This is a genomic window from Streptomyces sp. NPDC002476, assembly GCF_042889785.1.
Lineage (GTDB): Bacteria > Actinomycetota > Actinomycetes > Streptomycetales > Streptomycetaceae > Streptomyces.
The window spans coordinates 67,915-85,413 of the sequence record NZ_JBIARH010000009.1 but is presented as its reverse complement, the minus strand read 5'-3'; the positions used below and the strand labels follow the sequence as shown (position 1 = coordinate 85,413).

Annotated in this window: 17 protein-coding genes; 13 read left to right on the top strand and 4 right to left on the bottom strand. The window is 70.7% G+C overall.

All coding sequences use genetic code 11. The features are described from left to right. Positions 1-152: 152 nt before the first annotated feature. The gene (gene mshA / locus ACFYXM_RS13655; RefSeq protein ID WP_389289186.1) at positions 153-1,505 is read right to left on the bottom strand and encodes a D-inositol-3-phosphate glycosyltransferase; all 1,353 of its coding nucleotides are present in this window, start codon (positions 1,503-1,505) and stop codon (positions 153-155) included. Between the two features lie 407 nt (positions 1,506-1,912). Here mshA and ACFYXM_RS13650 point away from each other — a divergent pair, with 407 nt between their 5' ends. The 4 genes from ACFYXM_RS13650 to ACFYXM_RS13635 all read left to right on the top strand — a co-directional run bounded on the left by ACFYXM_RS13650 (position 1,913) and on the right by ACFYXM_RS13635 (position 6,376). Further along, entirely contained in the window at positions 1,913-2,692 is a 780-nt protein-coding gene (locus tag ACFYXM_RS13650; protein WP_389289185.1) for a class I SAM-dependent methyltransferase, read from the top strand. Positions 2,693-3,016: 324 nt separating this feature from the next. Further along, positions 3,017-4,144, top strand: coding sequence for an NlpC/P60 family protein (locus ACFYXM_RS13645; protein WP_389289184.1), 1,128 nt, complete (start codon positions 3,017-3,019; stop codon positions 4,142-4,144). A gap of 109 nt (positions 4,145-4,253) precedes the next feature. Further along, entirely contained in the window at positions 4,254-4,487 is a 234-nt protein-coding gene (locus tag ACFYXM_RS13640) for a hypothetical protein (RefSeq protein WP_389289183.1), read from the top strand. A gap of 257 nt (positions 4,488-4,744) precedes the next feature. After that, a complete protein-coding gene (locus ACFYXM_RS13635; RefSeq protein WP_389289182.1) occupies positions 4,745-6,376 on the top strand; it encodes a PP2C family protein-serine/threonine phosphatase in 1,632 nt (543 codons plus the stop codon). Here the strand turns inward: ACFYXM_RS13635 and ACFYXM_RS13630 are convergent. The 3 genes from ACFYXM_RS13630 to ACFYXM_RS13620 all read right to left on the bottom strand — a co-directional run bounded on the left by ACFYXM_RS13630 (position 6,358) and on the right by ACFYXM_RS13620 (position 8,155). After that, complete coding sequence (locus tag ACFYXM_RS13630) at positions 6,358-6,690, bottom strand: DUF2516 family protein (protein ID WP_073789351.1); 333 nt, start codon at positions 6,688-6,690, stop codon at positions 6,358-6,360. The genes ACFYXM_RS13635 and ACFYXM_RS13630 overlap by 19 nt on opposite strands. A gap of 220 nt (positions 6,691-6,910) precedes the next feature. Continuing rightward, positions 6,911-7,675: a hypothetical protein gene (locus tag ACFYXM_RS13625; protein WP_389289181.1), complete on the bottom strand. Its 765-nt coding sequence runs from the start codon at positions 7,673-7,675 to the stop codon at positions 6,911-6,913. A 27-nt stretch (positions 7,676-7,702) separates the two neighbouring features. Next, entirely contained in the window at positions 7,703-8,155 is a 453-nt protein-coding gene (locus tag ACFYXM_RS13620) for a helix-turn-helix domain-containing protein (RefSeq protein ID WP_389289180.1), read from the bottom strand. Between the two features lie 296 nt (positions 8,156-8,451). On the opposite strand from ACFYXM_RS13620, the gene ACFYXM_RS13615 reads away from it, so the two are divergent. From ACFYXM_RS13615 to ACFYXM_RS13575, 9 genes are all read left to right on the top strand, one after another. After that, positions 8,452-9,234, top strand: coding sequence for a TnsA-like heteromeric transposase endonuclease subunit (locus ACFYXM_RS13615; RefSeq protein ID WP_389289179.1), 783 nt, complete (start codon positions 8,452-8,454; stop codon positions 9,232-9,234). Further along, positions 9,200-11,284, top strand: a complete 2,085-nt coding sequence (locus tag ACFYXM_RS13610) for a Mu transposase C-terminal domain-containing protein (protein ID WP_389289178.1) — start codon at positions 9,200-9,202, stop codon at positions 11,282-11,284. The genes ACFYXM_RS13615 and ACFYXM_RS13610 overlap by 35 nt, the downstream gene beginning before the upstream one ends. Continuing rightward, positions 11,275-12,330 (top strand): TniB family NTP-binding protein, encoded by a 1,056-nt coding sequence (locus ACFYXM_RS13605; RefSeq protein ID WP_389289177.1) that lies wholly within the window; start codon positions 11,275-11,277, stop codon positions 12,328-12,330. The genes ACFYXM_RS13610 and ACFYXM_RS13605 overlap by 10 nt, the downstream gene beginning before the upstream one ends. Continuing rightward, complete coding sequence (locus tag ACFYXM_RS13600; RefSeq protein ID WP_389289176.1) at positions 12,327-13,304, top strand: hypothetical protein; 978 nt, start codon at positions 12,327-12,329, stop codon at positions 13,302-13,304. The genes ACFYXM_RS13605 and ACFYXM_RS13600 overlap by 4 nt, the downstream gene beginning before the upstream one ends. Positions 13,305-13,321: 17 nt before the next feature. Beyond that, positions 13,322-13,945: a histidine phosphatase family protein gene (locus ACFYXM_RS13595; protein WP_389289175.1), complete on the top strand. Its 624-nt coding sequence runs from the start codon at positions 13,322-13,324 to the stop codon at positions 13,943-13,945. 303 nt (positions 13,946-14,248) lie between these two features. Continuing rightward, entirely contained in the window at positions 14,249-15,136 is an 888-nt protein-coding gene (locus ACFYXM_RS13590) for an aminoglycoside phosphotransferase family protein (RefSeq protein WP_389289174.1), read from the top strand. An 85-nt stretch (positions 15,137-15,221) separates the two neighbouring features. Further along, a complete protein-coding gene (locus tag ACFYXM_RS13585; RefSeq protein WP_389289173.1) occupies positions 15,222-15,455 on the top strand; it encodes a hypothetical protein in 234 nt (77 codons plus the stop codon). Between the two features lie 164 nt (positions 15,456-15,619). Further along, on the top strand, positions 15,620-16,705 hold the full coding sequence (locus ACFYXM_RS13580) for a MerR family transcriptional regulator (protein ID WP_389289172.1): 1,086 nt from the start codon (positions 15,620-15,622) through the stop codon (positions 16,703-16,705). 200 nt (positions 16,706-16,905) lie between these two features. After that, positions 16,906-17,427 carry a DUF2199 domain-containing protein gene (locus ACFYXM_RS13575; RefSeq protein WP_389289171.1) on the top strand — a complete coding sequence of 174 codons (522 nt, stop codon included), beginning with the start codon at positions 16,906-16,908 and terminating at the stop codon, positions 17,425-17,427. Positions 17,428-17,499 lie beyond the last annotated feature (72 nt).

The following is a 17,499-nucleotide window of genomic DNA, read 5'->3' as shown; positions in this document are numbered from 1 at the left end:
GTGCGGCCTGCGCGGTCCGTTCCGACGGCGCGGTCTGCGTGGCCCGCTCCTGCCGACCGGTCCGCTCCTGCCGCTCGTCCTGCTCCGGCCGCCCGTCCCGCGCCGTCACGTCGGCCGTCGCCGCATCAGCCGTCGTCGCTTCCTCGGGTGCGTCAGCCATGGTGCGAGCGTACGCGACGGCGGCGCGCGTGCATCGCGGCCGTGTACACGTCGGCAGTCGCCGACGCCGCGGTGTCCCAGCCGAAGCCCTGCGCGTGGGCCGACGCCGCCGCGCCCATCCGGGCGACCAGGTCCGGCGCGTCCGCGAACCGGGCCAACGCCTCCGCGTACGCCCCCGGTTCGTGCCCCGGTATCAGGAAGCCGGTGATCCCGTCCCGCACCGCCACCGGGAGCCCGCCCACGGCCGCCGCGACGACCGGGGTGCCCGCCGCCTGCGCCTCGATCGCGACCAGCCCGAAGGACTCGCTGTGCGAAGGCATGACCAGCACGGACGCGGCCCGGAACCAGTCGGCGAGCTCATGCTGCCGCACCGGCGGGTGGAACCGCACGACGTCCGCGATGCCCAGCCGCGCCGCCAGCTTCTGCAACCCCTCCGGCTTGGCGAGCCCGCTGCCGCTCGGACCGCCGACGATCGGTACGACCATTCGGGTGCGCAGCGAGGGGTCCCGGTCCAGCAGCACCGCCACGGCCCGCAGCAGCACGTCCGGGGCCTTCAGCGGCTGGATGCGGCCAGCGAAGAGCGGGATCAGGGCCTCCTGGGGCAGTCCGAGGCGGGCCCGGGCCGCGGCGCGCCCGTCGGCCGGGCTGAAGCAGTCCAGATTGACCCCGGGGTGGACGACGGCGACGGAACCGGGGTCGGCGGCGTAGAAGCGGATCAGTTCGTCCGCCTCCTCGGCCGTGTTCGCGATCAGCCGGTCGGCCGCGTCGACGATCTGGGTCTCACCGATGACGCGGGCGGCGGGCTCCGGCGTGTCGCCCTCCGCGAGTGCCGCGTTCTTGACCTTGGCCATGGTGTGCATGGCGTGGACGAGCGGGACGCCCCAGCGCTGGGCGGCGAGCCAGCCGACGTGGCCGGAGAGCCAGTAGTGGGAGTGGACCAGGTCGTAGTAGCCGGGGCGCTGGCCGGCCCACGCCTGCATGACTCCGTGGGTGAAGGCGCAGAGCTGGGCGGGCAGCTCCTCCTTGGCGAGCCCTTCGTACGGTCCCGCGTCGACGTGCCGGACCAGGACGCCCGGCGCAAGATCGACCGCCGGGGGCAGCCCGCCGGTGGTGGACCGGGTGAAGATCTCGACCTCGATGTTGATCGCGGCCAGGCGCCTCGCCAGCTCCACGATGTAGACGTTCATGCCGCCCGCGTCGCCCGTTCCGGGCTGGTGCAGGGGCGAGGTGTGCACGGAGAGCATCGCGATACGGCGTGGCTTGCGGTGACCACCGGGGAAGGCCGCGGGGAACCTGAGACGCGGCGCCACACGACTGCTGCCGAGCCGGGAGACGTACTGACTCACGTCGTCCGGTCCTCCTCACTCAGGGCACGACACGGAGGGACCGAGCCCCTCCCGCGGGGGGAAACAGCGGAACCTCTCCTTTCATTTCCGCTTTACCAAATCATTACGAACTTCGCCGCCCGGGCCCGCATCACATGCCCGTGCCTCGTGCCCCCATGCCCCATGCCCCGCGCCCGCGTGCCCCATGCCCCGCGCCTCGCGCCCGCGTGCCCCATGCCCCGCGCCTCGCGCCCGCGTGCCCCGTGCCTGGTACCACTTGCCTCGCTCCTCACGCCGCGCGCGTTCAAGGCGCGTGGGCGCCTCCCGCTGCCGCCCGCCACCCCGGCCCCGCTGCCCCCGTACTCACCCGATGTCCCCTGCTCCCACTCCCCGACGTCCACCGCCCGGCGGCCGTTACGCTCGCTGTCATGCGCCCCATCGGCACCGCGACCCGCGGGACCACCAACCCGAACCGGCTCCGCCGCATGGACCGCTGGATCGCCGCCGCCCACGGCCCGGCCCTGCGCCGCGCCGACGCCCCCCTCGCCGTCGATCTCGGGTACGGGGCCGCCCCCTGGACGGCCGTCGAACTGCTCCAGCGCCTGCGCACCGCCGAACCGCGCACCGAGGTGGCGGGCATCGAGATCGACCCGGAACGGGTCGCGGCGGCGAAGCCGTACGCACGCGAGGGCCTCACCTTTCTGCACGGCGGCTTCGAGATCCCGGCCCCCCGCCGCCCCGACCTCATCCGGGCGGCGAACGTGCTGCGCCAGTACGACGAGGGCGAGGTGGCGGAGGTCTGGCGGCTGCTGTGCGCCCGCCTCGCGCCGGGTGGGCTGCTGGTGGAGGGGACCTGCGACGAGATCGGGCGTCGGCACGTATGGGTGGCGCTCGGGCCGGAGGGCCCGCGCACGGTGACGTTCGCGACCAGGCTCGGCTCCCTGGACCGCCCCTCCGACCTCGCGGAACGCCTGCCCAAGGCGCTGATCCACCGCAATGTGCCGGGCGAACCGGTCCACGCCTTCCTGCGCGACTTCGACCGGGCGTGGGCCGCGGCCGCCCCGTACGCGGCGCTCGGCGCCCGGCAGCGCTGGATCACGGCGGTACGGGCGCTGTCGGCCGACTGGCCGCTGACGGGCGGGGTACGACGCTGGCGCCAGGGCGAGGTCACGGTGCGGTGGGCCGCGCTCCGACCCGACGCGTACTGAAACACGCGTACTGAAACGCCAGCACTGGGACCCAAGCACTGAGGCGCGAGCGCTGGGACGCGCGTGCTGGGACGCGCGGGCTGAGACACGTACTGAACCGGCAGCCCGTTATGCACGGGGATCCGCCTCCGCGGCCCGGCGCGTACCGGCTTCGCAACCGAGCGCCCCCGGCGCGTACGCGTATTGCCAACACTTCGGCCCGATCTGTGTGATGGTCGGAACAGCATGTGTGGGCCTCTGTTGCTTTTCGGGACGGCGTGGCACGATCACGCCATCGACGAATAGTTACTGACGGTTAATCAGGTACTTTCGGAGGGGGAGCACGTGAACCGACGTCACTGTGCCGCAGCCGCGATCACTCTGGTCTGCGCGCTGACCGTGCTCACCGCGCCGGTCGAGGCGTTCGCCGCGCCCTCCCCGCCTTCCCCCGCCGCATCGCGGCACGCGTCGGACCCCGGAAACCCCGTCGGATCCGGGACCGGGGCGAAGAAGCCGTCGAAGGTGTCGGAGCCGAAGAAGAAGAGCCTCGAAGAGGTACGCGAGGAGATCGAGGCCCTTTACCGCAAGGCGGGTGCGGCCACCGACGCGTACAACCTCGCCGCCGAGAAGGCCAAGAAGCAGTCCAGCGAGATCGTCAGGCTGGCCCGGGCCATCGTCGTGGGCCGGGCGAAGATCACCGAGCTCAAGAGCCAGGCGGGTGCCCAGGCCCGCGAGCAGTACCGCAGCGGCGGTCTGCCGCCCGGGGCGCAGCTCGTGCTGAGCGACGATCCACAGCTGTTCCTGGACGGGGTGAACCGGGTCCGGGAGGGCCAGCAGGCCGCCCGCGGCGTCCTCGGTGAACTGACCAGGACCCAGCAGAACCTGGAGACGTACAGCAAGGACGCGAGCACCAACTGGGAGAAGCTCGAAGCCAACCGTCTGAAGCAGGCCGAGGCCAAGAAAGAGATCAAGAAACAGCTGGCGGCGGCGAAGAAGCTGGAATCCCGGCTCGAGAAGGAGGAGCGGGCCCGGCTGCTCAAGCTGGAGCAGGAAGCCGCGTACAAGATGCAGACGGCGTGGCTCAGCTCCGGCGCCCTGAAGGACATCAACCGCGAGGCGAGCGCGAGCGGGAAGAAGGCGTTGGCCTTCGCGACCGCGCAGATCGGCAAGCCGTACGTGTGGGGCGCCGAGGGGCCCGACTCCTACGACTGCTCGGGGCTGACGTCGCAGGCGTGGGCCGCGGCCGGCCGGCCGATCCCGCGCACCTCTCAGGAACAGTGGCGGCTGCTGCCGCGCATCGCCATCAAGGACATGCGCCCGGGCGACCTGATCATCTATCACGACGACGCCAGCCACGTGGGGATGTACGTCGGCGACGGCGCCATCGTCCACGCCCCGCGCCCCGGCCGCGACGTCACGCTGGCGGGCGCGGGTTCGATGCGGATACTCGGCGTGGTCCGCCCGGAGAAGTAGGACGCCGCCCGGGGACGGGAGAGGGACGAGAGCCACTGCACGCCCCGCCCATGTGCACGGGCACGCCCGCGTGCACCACCCCGCCCCGCCCATGTGCACGATCGCGCCCGTGTGCACCGCCCACCCCGCGCATGTGCACGGTCACGCCCGCGTGTACCGCCCCGCCCGCTTGCGCCATCACGCCGAAGCCACTCACCGGGCCGGGACCGCGCGCCTCGCTCCGGTGACCCATCTCACCGGGGTGACGCGCGCCACCAGGGCGCTCACGCGCTTCGTGGTGGGCCGGGCCGCCGAGCGGCTCACACGTTTCGCGGTGACGCGCGCCACCTCCGCGCCCACGTGAGCTTTCTCATGCCCGGTCGCCCGCCCCTGGTCCCCGTCCCGGCGCTCCCCGCCGGATCCGCGACGGGAGGCGGCCTATGGCCGGGCGAATGCGGCCCGCGACCCGGCGCACGACCGGACATACGACCGGAGCATGACGGCGGGCGGCCGCGGTACGCCATTCCGTTTCCCCGCCGCGGCCCGCTATCGTCCCGGTCTGGTGGTTCGTCGTTCGTCGTCCCGCCGCACCCTCGGGGGGAGGGAAGGAAACCCGAACCGATGCCCGCACCCGAACCGCAGGAGCAGACCCCGCTCGCTGCGGAGACCTCCCCCGCCACCGACCTCACCCTTCTGGTGATCGAGGACGACCCCGCAGGCACCTTCACCGTCCCCGAACTCCCGGCCTCGGCGGGCACCCGGATACGTGTCCGGACCGCCCGCAACCTGACCGAGGCGGACCGGCTCCTCACGGACGACGTGGACTGCATCCTGCTGGACCTGGCCCTGCCGACCGGCGCCGAGGCACGCGCCACCCGCGCCACCCGCGCCACCCGCGCCGGGAACGTCCACGGAACGACCGGGTCCGCCCAGGGAGCGACGGGACCTACGGAGACCGCAGAGGCCACGGGAGCCGGGGGCGGGGGCGCGGACGCGCTCGCCACGCTCCGGCACGTCCTGCGACTGGCCCCGCGCCACGCCGTCCTCGCCCTGACCTCGCGGGACGACACCGAGCTGGCCGCCGAGGCGGTACGGGTCGGCGCCCAGGACTACCTCTTCCGCGGCGAACTCGACGGGCGGCTGCTCAGCCGTGCCATCCGGTACGCCGTCGAACGCAAGCGCGCCGACCTCGCACAGCACCAGCTCACCGAGTCCCGGCTGCGTGCCCAGGAGAATGCCCGTCTCGAACGCGGCCTGCTCCCCACCCCGCTGCTCACGGGCTCCGACCTGCGCTTCGCGGCCCGCTACCGCCCCGGACGCAGCCGCGCGCTGCTCGGCGGCGACTTCTACGACACGGTCCGCACCCCCGATGGAACCGTCCACGCGATGATCGGCGACGTCTGCGGCCACGGCCCGGACGAAGCGGCGCTCGGTGTCGAACTGCGCATAGCCTGGCGGGCGTTGACCCTGGCAGGACTCTGCGGCGACGAGCTGCTCGCCACGCTCCAGCAGGTGCTGGAGCACGAACGGCAGAGCGAGGAGGTCTTCGCGACGCTCTGCGCCGTCGACATCGCCCCCGACGGCCGGCGCGCCGGTCTCTGCATCGCGGGCCATCCCGCCCCGCTGCTCGCCCGGCACGGACGGGCCGCGCATCTGCTCCCGTGCGAGGACGGCGGACCGGCCCTGGGCCTGCTGCCGCGGGCCCGGTGGCCGCGTCGGCAGGTGGACCTCGGCGGCTCCTGGAGCCTGATGATGTACACGGACGGGCTGATCGAAGGACGCGTCGGCGAGGGCACCCGACGGCTCGGCCAGGACGGCATGGTCGCGATGATCAACCAGCAACTGGCCGAGGGACTCACCGGCGAGGACCTGCTGGAGGCCGCGGTCACCCGCGTACGTCAGCTGAACGGCGACGAGCTGACCGACGACGTGGCGGTCCTGCTGCTCGACCGCGACCAGGAACGGATTCGCCGGTACGCGGGATCCGGCCTGGGCGCGTACACCAGCCGTGGCCCCGCCCCGCACTCCGACCGCTACTCCGCCCCCTGTTCCGACCACGGCCCTGGCGGCGGACGGAACCCGAACGACGGCCGGAGTCCGAACGACGGCCGGAGTCCGAGCGGTGACCGGAGTCCGAGCGGTGGCCCGAACAGGAACGGGGGCCGGGCCATGAACATCCCGCGCCCCCGCCCCGGATCTGCCTCATCCACGAACGCGGCGGGCGCCGCGTCCGGTCAGCGCCCGCCGTTGTAAGGCCCGTACGGTCCGTCGCTGCTGGAACCGCCGCGCCGGCCGCCGCCCGAGACCGCCCTGAGCGCGGGCCGCACGTCCACCAGGAACACGATGGACGCGACCAGACCGGCGAGCTGGAGGAACAGCATGGGCACGAAGAGATTCACGGCGACGGCGACACCGAGGATGATGAGCCAGAAGGACTTCTGCTGCTTGTCCGCGGCCCGGTAGGCGTCCTCACGGGCCATCGCCGCCATGACCAGCGCGACCACGGCCAGGACGAGCATGGCCATGTAGAGCAGCCAGATGAGTGTGCTGAATCCTGTGAGCAACATGGTGTGCACCGCCTAGTCGATGGATGAGCCCCTCGCGGCCAAGGTACCGGGGCAACGAGCCGGGCACCCCGAAAAATGCCCGCCCCGGCCGCCGGTACACGCGGCGGTGCCACGGCACCGCAGCCTGCGGCCCGTGGCACCGGGGTCCTGCTTCACTCGGGTTCCGCTTCTCACCGCGGCTTCTGCCTCGCCCCGGGAGTTCCGCCTCGCCCCAGGGGTCCTACTTCGCGCTCGGCGGAGGCGTCCGCTTGGCAGCGGGCTTGCGCGCGGGCGCCTTCTTGGCGGACGCGGCCGGAGCCTTGCCCTCCGCCCCCGCGGCCTTCGGGGCGGGCGCCGCCTTGGCCTGTCCCGCCCGGTCGGCCGATGCCGTCCGTGAGGTGCCCGTGGTCCCGGCGGACCTGGTACCCGCGGGCCTGGTCCCCGCAGATGCGGTCCCGGCCGACTTGGCGCCCGCGGACCCGGTCGCAGTGGCGTTGGCGCCGTTTGCCTTGGCCCCGGTCGCGTTGGTACCGGTCGTCTTGGTCCCGGCCGGCTTGGACTCCTTGCGCGGCTCGACGACGACGGCGATCTCGACGATCTCGTCGGCCGTCTCGCCCCGCCAGTTGCGCACGGTCCGCTCGCCGCGCTCGGCGACCTTCTCGTACGTCTCCCGGGCCCGCACCGCGTACTCCGCCGCCACCCCCAGGCCGCGCATCGCGAGGTCCTGGGCGTTCTCGCCCAGCTTCCGCAGATCGCTGTCGAACGCCCCGATCACCTCGCCGACCTTGGCCTGTGTCTCCTTGGCCTGAGCGGCCATCTTCTCCTGCACGGCCTTGGGGTCGGTGTTGCGCATCGCCTCGATGCGCTCCGGCGCCTCGGCACGCAGCTGCTCGATCAGCGCCGGAACCTTGCGCGCCTGCTCGACGGCGAGGTCGGCCGTACCCGCGGCGAAGTAGAGGGGGGTCGGGTCGGTGAGGGTCTTGCGCAGGTCATCGGTGATGGCCATGACTGTGGTCCTCCCGGATCATCAGACTCAGTGTGAGGGTTTTGAGGGTTTTGACTTCGAAGCCGGGCCGGCGTCCTCCCCGTCGTCGCCCGTGTGCGGGCCGTCGGTGCCGTCACCGGATCCAGGTCCGGGCTCGAACCCGTTCTCCTTGCGGAAGGCGTCGTAGATCTGCAGCAGCACGCTCTTCTGCCGCTCGCTGATGAACGGATCGGACAGGATCGACGCCCGCGTCTCCGACTCCTCCCGCTCCCGCTCCTCCAGAATCCCGGCCCGTACGTACAGGGTCTCGGCGGAGATCCGCAGCGCCTTGGCGACCTGTTGCAGGACCTCGGCGCTCGGCTTGCGCAGCCCGCGCTCGATCTGGCTGAGGTAGGGGTTGGACACCCCGGCGGCATCGGCGAGCTGCCGCAACGACAACTGCGCGTTGCGCCGCTGTTCGCGCAGGTACTCACCGAGATTGCCGACGTTGAGCGATGCCATACCCCGATGGTGCACCCACTCGCTAACTTTTGCAAGCAACCGCTTGCAAAAGTGCATCGCGTCACTGGCGCCACCGGTTGTGCCACAGCCAGAAGGATCAAGCCCTTCTGCCCATGGCGCGGTTCGCCGTGTCCTGTCTCTGTGATGTCCGGGCAGTCTCGGAGATCTCCGGGCATCTGAGTTGACGTCTCAGTCATGTCCGGGCATTTGGTGGGGTGTCTCGGTCTTCTCCGGGTACGTCGCTGTGGCTGTGCCTACGGTCGTTGTGGCTGGTCGGCGTCGTACCGGAGGCCCAGGTGGATGCGTGTGAGGTGTCGGCGGAGGACATCGAGCTGGAGTACGTCAGCGTGTCCGGGTCGCGTGAGCGGGGGCCGCTGAGCCGGGTATGGCCGGTCCGGTTCGAGTCGGTACGGCCCGAGCGCCGGTTTCCGGCTTTCCGCGGTCAGGGCAACTGGTGCGGCTGGTACTGGTCGGCGACGTGTGGCGGGCATGTGGGCTACGAGTCGTGGCTGGAGCGTGATCGCCTGATGCTGCTCGATTTCGACCCGCTGGTGACGGGCATGTCCTCGCAGCCGTTCCGGCTGTCCTGGGCGGGGCCGGACGGGAAGCGGGTGCGGCACACTCCGGACTACTTCGTCCGCCGCAACGACGGAACGGCCCTGGTGGTGGACGTGCGCCCGGATGAACGGATCGAGCCGGGGGACGCGGTGAAGTTCGCGGTCACTGCGGCGGCCTGCCGGTCGGTGGGCTGGGACTTCGCGCGGGTCGGGACGCCGGATGCGGTGCTGATGGCGAACGTGCGGTGGCTGGCCGGCTACCGGCATCCTCGGGTGCACCGTCCTGACGTCGCCGGTCGTCTGGTGGAGGTGTTCGCCGACGGCGCCGGTCTGCTGGACGGGGCTCGGCTGGTGGGTGATCAGATCGCGGTGCTGCCGGTGCTGTTCCACCTGCTCTGGCAGCAGGTTCTGACCACGGACTTGGAGGGCGGACTGCTGTCGGCGGACACGCACGTTCGGCTCGGCCTGGTCCGGGAGGGAGGCGGGGATGCCGTCGCGTCCGCGACTGCTGCGAGCGGGTGACCTGGTCCGCTTTGACGGCCGTCTGCATACGGTCGCCGCGTTGGAGGGGACTGCGGTCCGGCTGGTCGACGAGAGCCAGTCGGCGAGCGTGGTGATGCTGGCCCATCTGCTGTCCTCGGACGGCTTCGAGGTGGTCACCCCGGCATCGGTGCGGACGGTGGTTCCGCCGGCCGGAACACTGGAAGGTCTCCCGCCCAAGGCAGTTGAGCGGGCCGAGTGGTGGCAGCGGCACCTGGTGGAGATGCTCACCGGGCGGCCGCTGGAGGATCCGCACGGGCCGGTGAAACCCGAGTACGACCCGGCGGTCGGGTCCCTGCGGCAGCGGGAGCTGGCGAAGGCTGCGGAGCTGGCGGCGGCGGGGATGGCGGTGTCGCTGACCGTGTTGCAGGAGATGCGGGCCCGGTTCGAGCGGGAGGGGGTGCTGGGCCTGGTCGACCCGCGGCTGCGGACCACCCCGGACGGCACGGGCCGTGCCGACCGGCGGGTGGTCGAGGCCCTGCGGAAGGTCGTGGACGAGCAGACGAGCCGGTCCACGGTCTCCGCGCAGGTGCTGCGGCGCCGGATGGAACGCCTCCTGGAGGCCGAGCACGGGCCCGGGGTGGTGCCGCTGCCCTCGCGGGCAACGTTCTACCGGCTGCTGAAGGCAGTCTCCTCCGGGCGGCACACGCTGGGATCGGCCCGCACCCGGCGTTCGCTGGCCAGGCAGCCGGACAGCATGTTCGGCCAGCTCACCGCTGCCTGGCCGGGCGAGGTGATGGAGATCGACTCGACTCCGCTGGATGTGCTGGTCGTGCACGACGACGGCACGGTGGACACCGTCGAGCTGACCGGCATCGTGGACATCGCGACGCGCACGCTGGCCGCGGCGGTGCTGCGGCCGTCGACGAAGGCGGTGGACGCCGCGCTGCTGCTGGCGCGGGCGATGACGCCGGAGCCGATGCGTCCGGGCTGGGCGGACGCGCTGCGGATGTCCCGTTCGGTGCTGCCGCACGCCTCGCTCATGGCGCTGGACGAACGGCTGGCCCATGCGGCGGCCGTCCCCGTGATCACGCCGGAGACGATCGTCTGCGACCGGGGCAAGGCCTACATCTCCGACACCTTCCGTTCGGCCTGCCAGGCGCTGGGCGTCTCCTTCCAGCCCGCCCACCCCGACACCCCGACGGACAAGCCGCACATCGAGACGACGCTGGGCTCGGTGGCCACGATGTTCGTCCAGCACCTTCCCGGTCACAAGGGACGCAGCACCGAGCATCGCGGCACCGATCCGGCGGTGGAGGCAGTCTGGACGATCCATCAGCTCCAGGAGTTGCTGCAGGAGTGGATCGTCCACTGGCAGAACCGGCCGCACGACGGGCTGCGGGACCCGCTGATGCCCGGCAAGGCGTTGAGTCCGAACGAGAAGTACGCCGCCCTGGTCGCGGCGGCCGGGCACGTCCCGGTCGCGCTCAGCCCGCAGGAGTACATCGAGCTGCTGCCCCGCTGTCGGCGGAGGATCAACTCCTACGGCATCCGCCTGGGCCACCGCACCTACGACAGCGCGGAGTTGACCCCCTTCCGACGCCAGCCGTCCGGAGCCGGAGCGGACGGGCGGGGCTGGGAGGTCCACTACGACCCCTACGACATCTCCCGTGTCTGGGTACGCAACCACCGCGAAGGCGGCTGGATCACCGCCATCTGGCGGCACCTTCGCACCGCCCCGACCCCGATGGGGGAACTGGCCTGGGAGCACGCCCGCCGCATCCTTGCCCAGCGCGGCACCGATCCGGCGACCGAGGGCGAGATCACCGAGGCCGCCGTCGCCCTGCTGGATCGCGCCGCCGACGGCCCGGAGGACAAACCCGCGAAGCCATCCCGCGCGTCACGCGGCAGCCGCCGGGACCGCAAGGTCGCCGCCCGGTCCCGGGCCACCGCCGAACCGTCCTGGCCCCGGCCGGACGAGCCGGCCGAAGAGCCCATTGCCGAACCGGTGGAGACGGACGAGGACGAACTCGCCGACGTGATCCCGCTGGAGATCTTCGACGCACGCAAGGAGGCCGAACGGTGGTGGTGAACACGCCGGAGCCGGACAGCGAGGAAGTGCCTGAACCCGGCGAGGACCGCACGGACCCGTCCACCCGGCTGGAGGGCTGGCGCCGGTTCGTCGAAGAGGACCCGGCCGTCTTCGACCTGCTGCCCGAACAGCAGTGGCAGGCCCTGAGCCCGCCGATGCGGGACGCCTACGACGAGGCCCGCATCGCCTACCACTCCGAACTCCAGGTCGTGCGCACGTCCACGGTCAAGGACATCGCCCACCAGGGACGGCTGCTGACCCTGCTCAACCAGCGCGAGCACGGCGCCCGCCGCGGGCTCATCGTCTCCGGCGAGTGGACCACCGGAAAGACCACCGCACTGAAGCAGCTCGGACGCCTGCACGAACTGCGCGTCCGGCAACGCTACCCGGGAACCCAGCGCATCCCGGTCGTCTACATCACCGCCCCGCCCAAGGGGTCCCCGCGCAAGCTCGCTATGGAGTTCGCCCGGTTCCTCGGTCTGCCCGTGATCGGCCCGAGGCACAACACCATCGACGTCACCAGCGCCGTCTGCCAGGTGCTGATCGAGGCACGCACGGACCTGGTCCTGGTCGACGAGATCCACCTGCTCAACCACGCCACCATCGCCGGTGAAGACCTCTCCGACCACCTGAAGTACTTCACCGAGCACCTCCCTGCGACCTTCGTCTATGCCGGCATCAACGTCGAACAGTCGGGGTTGTTCACCGGCATCCGCGGCAAGCAGCTCGCGGGCCGCTGCGTCCTCATCCGCACCGGCCCCTTCCCCCTCAACGCGGAATGGCGGTCCCTGATCGCCTCCATGGAGACCACCCTCCGCCTCCACCGGCACGAGCCCAACACCCTGGTGAAGATGGCGAAACACCTCCACCAGCGCACCGGCGGCATGATCGGGAGCCTCTCCCACCTCATCCGGGCTGCGGCGATCTCCGCGATCCTGGACGGGACCGAACGCATCACCCGGACCACGGTCAAGAACATCCGCATCGACCACAGCAGCGAATCCTCCGGCCACAGCCGTCCCTCATCCCTGCCCCACACGGGATGAACGTGTTCCGTCCGGCCCTAATCCGTCCTCTGCCCATCCCGCTGCCGCCGTTTCCCGGCGAGTGCGAGTCGTCTTACTGGTCCCGACTGGCCCTGGCCAACCATGTCCCTCTGGCCCGACTGCGAGCACCGTCACGCTGGCTGGAATCCCGCCTGACCAGCGTCGATGTCCTCTGCATCCTCAGCGGCCAGACTCGACAACACCTGATCCGCACACTCCCTGACCTTCAGACCGACGACCGCCCTGCGGATCCGCCCGCCATCCCGGATGACCACGTCCTTCGCTGGGCCTGCCGCCGCTGCGTCGTCGCGCGCACCGGCGCGACACTTCCCGCCCAGATCTGGGCACCCATCCATGACAACGTCTGCATCCGCCACAAACTATGGGTCGGTCAGCACGTCCACGCGCCCGAGGAGCAGCTCGATCTGTCCCGCACCCCCGATGTCGTTCGAGCACAGCAGAAGTACTGGCGCCTTCGCCGGCATCACGGCCCGGCCCTCATCGACCTCTGCGAGGAACTCACCGCAGCGCTCTGGGCCGGCCTCGCCCACCGCCACTACCGGCTCGTCCACCGAGCCGAGACCCTTCACGACCTGGTCCGAGTCAAAGGGCCCGAAGTCGAGCCGGACAGGAAGGCACCCTGGCTGACAGCAGCCGGATTCCCCGAACGCGTCGCGCTGATCCACATGTTCACGTCTCCCCACTGGAGGAAACTGGCGATGAGCGACGACTTCTACGTCTCCCTCAGCAGCATCGCCAAGTTCCATCAGCGCTTCCCCATCGAGAGCCCGATTCGCGGGACCAGCCGCGTCTGGCTCACGAAGACTGTGAAGTCGTCTGCCGCGGAGATCGAGTATCGGCTCGGCAACCCCGAAGGCGTCCCCACTCTCATCGCCAACTGGGCCGGCGCAGCCGCGACGGAACTATGCACAAAGAGCTCAGCGTCCATCCCTGATATACAAGATCACGGATGACGACGGAGACCCGGGACATGACAGAGACCGCCACTCGATACCTCTACCTCGCCCGGCACGGTGAAGCGTCAGCAGACGAGACGACCCTGGCGGAAAGCGGCCGGCGCCAAGCCGTTCTGCTCGGTGAACGGCTCCGGAACACCCCGCTTTCGGCGATCTACCACGGGCCGCTGCCCCGGGCGCAGCAGACGGCCCAGCTGATCAGCGCACAACTTGACGCCGTCCCACTGCACCAGTCGGAACTGGCCGGCGACTACATCCCCTACCTGCCTGCGAAGGAGGAACTTCCGCCGGATTCGGCCGACGCCATGCTCAGCTTCCTCGCGCAGGTTCCCGAAGAGGAGCGCAACCGCGGTCCTGCACTGGCCCGGGAGGCACTCGCAGAATTCACAGGCCCGGTCGACGGCGATCGCCCCCGCCATGAACTGGTCGTCACCCACAACTTCCTCATCGGATGGCTGATCCGAGCCGCCCTCAACGCACCCGAGTGGCGCTGGATGGGCCTCAACCACGGCAACGCGGCCCTGACGGCCATCCGATACGCACCCGGCAGGCCGTCCTCCGTGCTGTTCTACAACGACATGCGGCACCTGCCCACAGAACTGCGCTGGACCGGCTTCCCGCCCGAACTCCACATCTGACCAAGAAGGCCGTTTTGTCCTTTGATAGCGAAGTTAGTCGGTTGCGATGCCCTGACCTTGAGCGACTAGGTTCGATGGCAAACGATCGCTCTCGGTGGGCGCCTCTCATGTTCCGTCTCAAGTGATCTGGTCCGAAGCCGCGGCTGTGACCTGGGGCGACCAGAACGGTTGAGACACCTGGGCGGACGAAAAGAATTCAGTTGATCTGGAACCTGGCGTCTGAATACTGGCTGTCGTCTCAGTTGATCTGGACTGCTTCCGTCGTTTCGAACTGGATTAGTGGAAGGGCCTGCGAGATTGACCATGCACGATGACCAAGTGGACGTGACCACCGACATCGTTGCGACCTTGATCCAAGAACAGTTCCCTCAGTGGAGCGGCAAGGCGATCCAACTCCTGTCGTCGACCGGGACGGTCCACGCCATCTTCCGCATCGGGGACGACCTCTCCGCGCGTTTCCCGCTGCGTCTGACCGATGCCGCGGAGGCGCTGGCGGTTCTGGAACGGGAAGCCCAGGCGAGCGCGGAGCTGGCACAGGTGTCTCGGTTCCCCGTTCCGGAACCCGTCGCCCTGGGAAAGCCTGGAGCGGGTTACCCCATGCCGTGGTCGATCCAGACATGGCTGCCGGGAACGGTCGCCTTCGATGCCGACCCGAGTGGGTCGGACGCTTTCGCCGAGGACCTTGCGGCCTTCATCGCAGCCATGCGGGACGCCGAGACGCGGGGGCGGCGTTTCAGCGGCGAGAACCGTGGCGGCGTTCTCGCTCACCACGACGACTGGATGGCGAAGTGCTTCGAGGAGAGCAAGGGGCTGCTCGACGTGCCCCGGCTGCGCCAAGTGTGGAGTCGCCTCCGGGAGTTGCCACGCACGGCTGCCGACGTGATGAGCCATGGTGACCTGATTCCCGGCAACGTACTGGTCGCGGGAGACCGGCTCAGCGGCGTACTCGACACCGGCGGCTTCGGCCCGGCCGACCCCGCGCTGGATCTGGTCAGTGCCTGGCACCTGTTGCAGCCAGGCCCGCGGGAAGTGCTCCGGCAGACACTGGCCTGTGACGATCTGGAGTGGGAGCGCGGCAAGGCATGGGCGTTCGAACAGGCCATGGGTGTTGTCTGGTACTACGTCGAGAGCAATCCGACGATGAGCAGAATGGGGCGCCGGACACTCGACCGCATTTTGGAGTCCGACTAGGTTCGCTGGCAAGGAAGCCGAAACGACTGGGTTCGCTGTCAAACGCCTCGATTGGATGACAGCGGACACGTTTGCCCGGACTTGAGTGAGACGACCTCGCGAAACCAGTCTCACTCAAGTCCGGGCACCGCAGGTCAGGGGACCGTCTCACCCGGACTTATCTGAGACCGGACACGCCGCGCCCGAGGACATCGCCCCGGCCGTGGCCTTCCTGGCCGACCCCGCGCGCAGCGGCTTCGTCAACGGCGTCGCGCTGCTGGTGGACGGAGGCTGGACCGCCGACGCGAGCTGGAACTCGCCGCGTCTGCGCAGGCGCTGACCAGGACCGCGCGGACTCCCCCGCGGCGAGCCGGACCCGGGCGGGTGGATGAAGGACCGGGAGAGCACGGATCCCCTGCCCGGCCTCTGCCTTGACCTTCACCCTGGGGAAAGCCACAGCATCGGTGGGGCCGGGCCAGACGCCCGGCACGAGGAGGAGCGGGCATGGAGCTGCTGACCATCGGGGCGTTCGCGAAGGCGTCCCAGCTGTCGCCGAAGGCCCTGCGCCTGTACGACGAACTCGGCCTGCTGCCACCCGCGCGCGTCGATCCGGTGACCGGTTACCGCCTCTACGCGCCGCGGCAGCTGGAACAGGCCCGGCTGGTCGCCTGGCTGCGGCGCCTGGGGATGCCGCTCGCCCGCATCCGGCACGTCTGCACCCTGGACGCGGCCGGGGCGGCCCAGGAGGTCCGCGCGTTCCGGGCCCGGTTCGAGGCCGAGACCGCCGCGCGGCGGGACCTCGCCGCCTTCCTCGTCGACCAGCTGACCGGAAAGGACTCCGCCATGTCACCGACCACGACCACCGAGCCCCTGGAAATCCGTTACGCCGCGCTCTCCGACACCGGCCGCGTCCGCGGGAGCAACCAGGACACCGCCTACGCGGGAGGCCGGCTGCTCGCCGTCGCCGACGGCTTCGGCCGTGCGGGCGCCTCCGCGAGTGCCGCCGCCGTCGACGCGTTCCGGCATCTCGAAACCGGCGGTGTCCCGGCGGGCGATCTCCTCAACGTGCTGGAGGACGCCGTCGAACGGGCCGAGCGGGCGGTACGCGGCGTCACCGCCACGGGTCCCGCGCCGGACGAAACCGGCACCACGCTCACCGCGATGCTCTGGACGGGCTCGCGGCTGGCCCTCGTCCACATCGGCGACTCCCGCGCCCATCTCCTGCGCGACGGTGAGCTGTTCCGGATCACGCACGACCACACCGTGGTGCAGGCGATGATCGACGAGGGACGCATCGGCCCGGAGGAGGCCGACTCCCACCCGCAGCGCTCGCTGCTGATACGGGCGCTGGGCCGGGGAGCCGACGGCACCCCCGACATGCGCCTGCACGAAGCCCGCGCCGGGGACCGCTACCTGCTCTGCTCCGACGGCCTGTCCGCGGTGGTCGGCACCGAGGAGACGCGCCGGGTCCTCGCCACGGTCGCCGAACCGGAACCGGCCGTACGGGAACTCGTCTCGCTGGCCAACCGCTCCGGCGGCCCCGACAACATCAGCTGCGTCGTCGCGGACGTGGTGGAGCCGCACCGGTAGGGAGCGGAGCCGACGCCCCGTCTCCTGGCCCCGGCCCCCGGTTCCTGTCCCCGTTCCCGGTCTCCCCCGTGCGCCCGGGGTCCGTGTCGGCCGCACGGCGGGCGGCGTTCGGAGACCGTGATTACGGGGCAGCCCTTACGACCTGGGGAGCGATAGGGAGCGGGCTCCCTATCGCTCCCCAGGTCGTTAGGATCCCGCCCATGGCTATCGACCCCGGCTACACCTGCTCCTGCTGCGGTGAACACCACGCGGAACTCCCGATGGGGTACTCGACCATGGCGCCCGACGTCTGGGACGCGAGCCTGGAGAGCGATCCCGACAGCATGCTCTCCGCGGAACAGTGCGTCGTCAGGAACGAGCACTTCTTCATCAAGGGCCTGATCGAGATACCCGTCCTCGGCCGCGAAGAGCCCTTCTCCTGGGGTGTGTGGGTCTCGCTCAGCCGGACGAACTTCGCGCGCGCCCTCGATGTGTGGGAGACCCCGGGGCGCGAGGCCGAGCAGCCCTACTTCGGCTGGCTGAGCACCGAGTTGGGGCTGTACTCGCCCCGTACGACCAATCTCAAGACGAACGTGCACACCCGCCCCATCGGCCGGCGCCCCGCCGTCGAGCTGGAACCCACCGACCACCCCCTCGCCGTCGAACAGCGCACCGGCATCACACGCGACCGGGTACGGGCGATCGCCGAAGCGGTGCTGCACGGCACGGACCTGAGCGGCTGAGCGCCGAGCGCCCGCGCGGCTGAGCGCTCACGCGCCTGCGCAGGCACTCACGCACTCACGCACTCACGCACT

What these genes read in the sequence shown, in the direction of transcription:
- ACFYXM_RS13650 (WP_389289185.1), top strand. Translation starts at nt 1,913, where the DNA reads ATGCGCCCCATCGGCACCGCGACCCGCGGGACCACCAACCCGAACCGG.
- ACFYXM_RS13635 (WP_389289182.1), top strand. Translation starts at nt 4,745, where the DNA reads ATGCCCGCACCCGAACCGCAGGAGCAGACCCCGCTCGCTGCGGAGACC.
- ACFYXM_RS13630 (WP_073789351.1), bottom strand. Translation starts at nt 6,690, where the DNA reads ATGTTGCTCACAGGATTCAGCACACTCATCTGGCTGCTCTACATGGCC.
- ACFYXM_RS13625 (WP_389289181.1), bottom strand. Translation starts at nt 7,675, where the DNA reads ATGGCCATCACCGATGACCTGCGCAAGACCCTCACCGACCCGACCCCC.
- ACFYXM_RS13620 (WP_389289180.1), bottom strand. Translation starts at nt 8,155, where the DNA reads ATGGCATCGCTCAACGTCGGCAATCTCGGTGAGTACCTGCGCGAACAG.
- ACFYXM_RS13610 (WP_389289178.1), top strand. Translation starts at nt 9,200, where the DNA reads ATGCCGTCGCGTCCGCGACTGCTGCGAGCGGGTGACCTGGTCCGCTTT.
- ACFYXM_RS13600 (WP_389289176.1), top strand. Translation starts at nt 12,327, where the DNA reads ATGAACGTGTTCCGTCCGGCCCTAATCCGTCCTCTGCCCATCCCGCTG.
- ACFYXM_RS13595 (WP_389289175.1), top strand. Translation starts at nt 13,322, where the DNA reads ATGACAGAGACCGCCACTCGATACCTCTACCTCGCCCGGCACGGTGAA.
- ACFYXM_RS13590 (WP_389289174.1), top strand. Translation starts at nt 14,249, where the DNA reads ATGCACGATGACCAAGTGGACGTGACCACCGACATCGTTGCGACCTTG.
- ACFYXM_RS13580 (WP_389289172.1), top strand. Translation starts at nt 15,620, where the DNA reads ATGGAGCTGCTGACCATCGGGGCGTTCGCGAAGGCGTCCCAGCTGTCG.
- ACFYXM_RS13575 (WP_389289171.1), top strand. Translation starts at nt 16,906, where the DNA reads ATGGCTATCGACCCCGGCTACACCTGCTCCTGCTGCGGTGAACACCAC.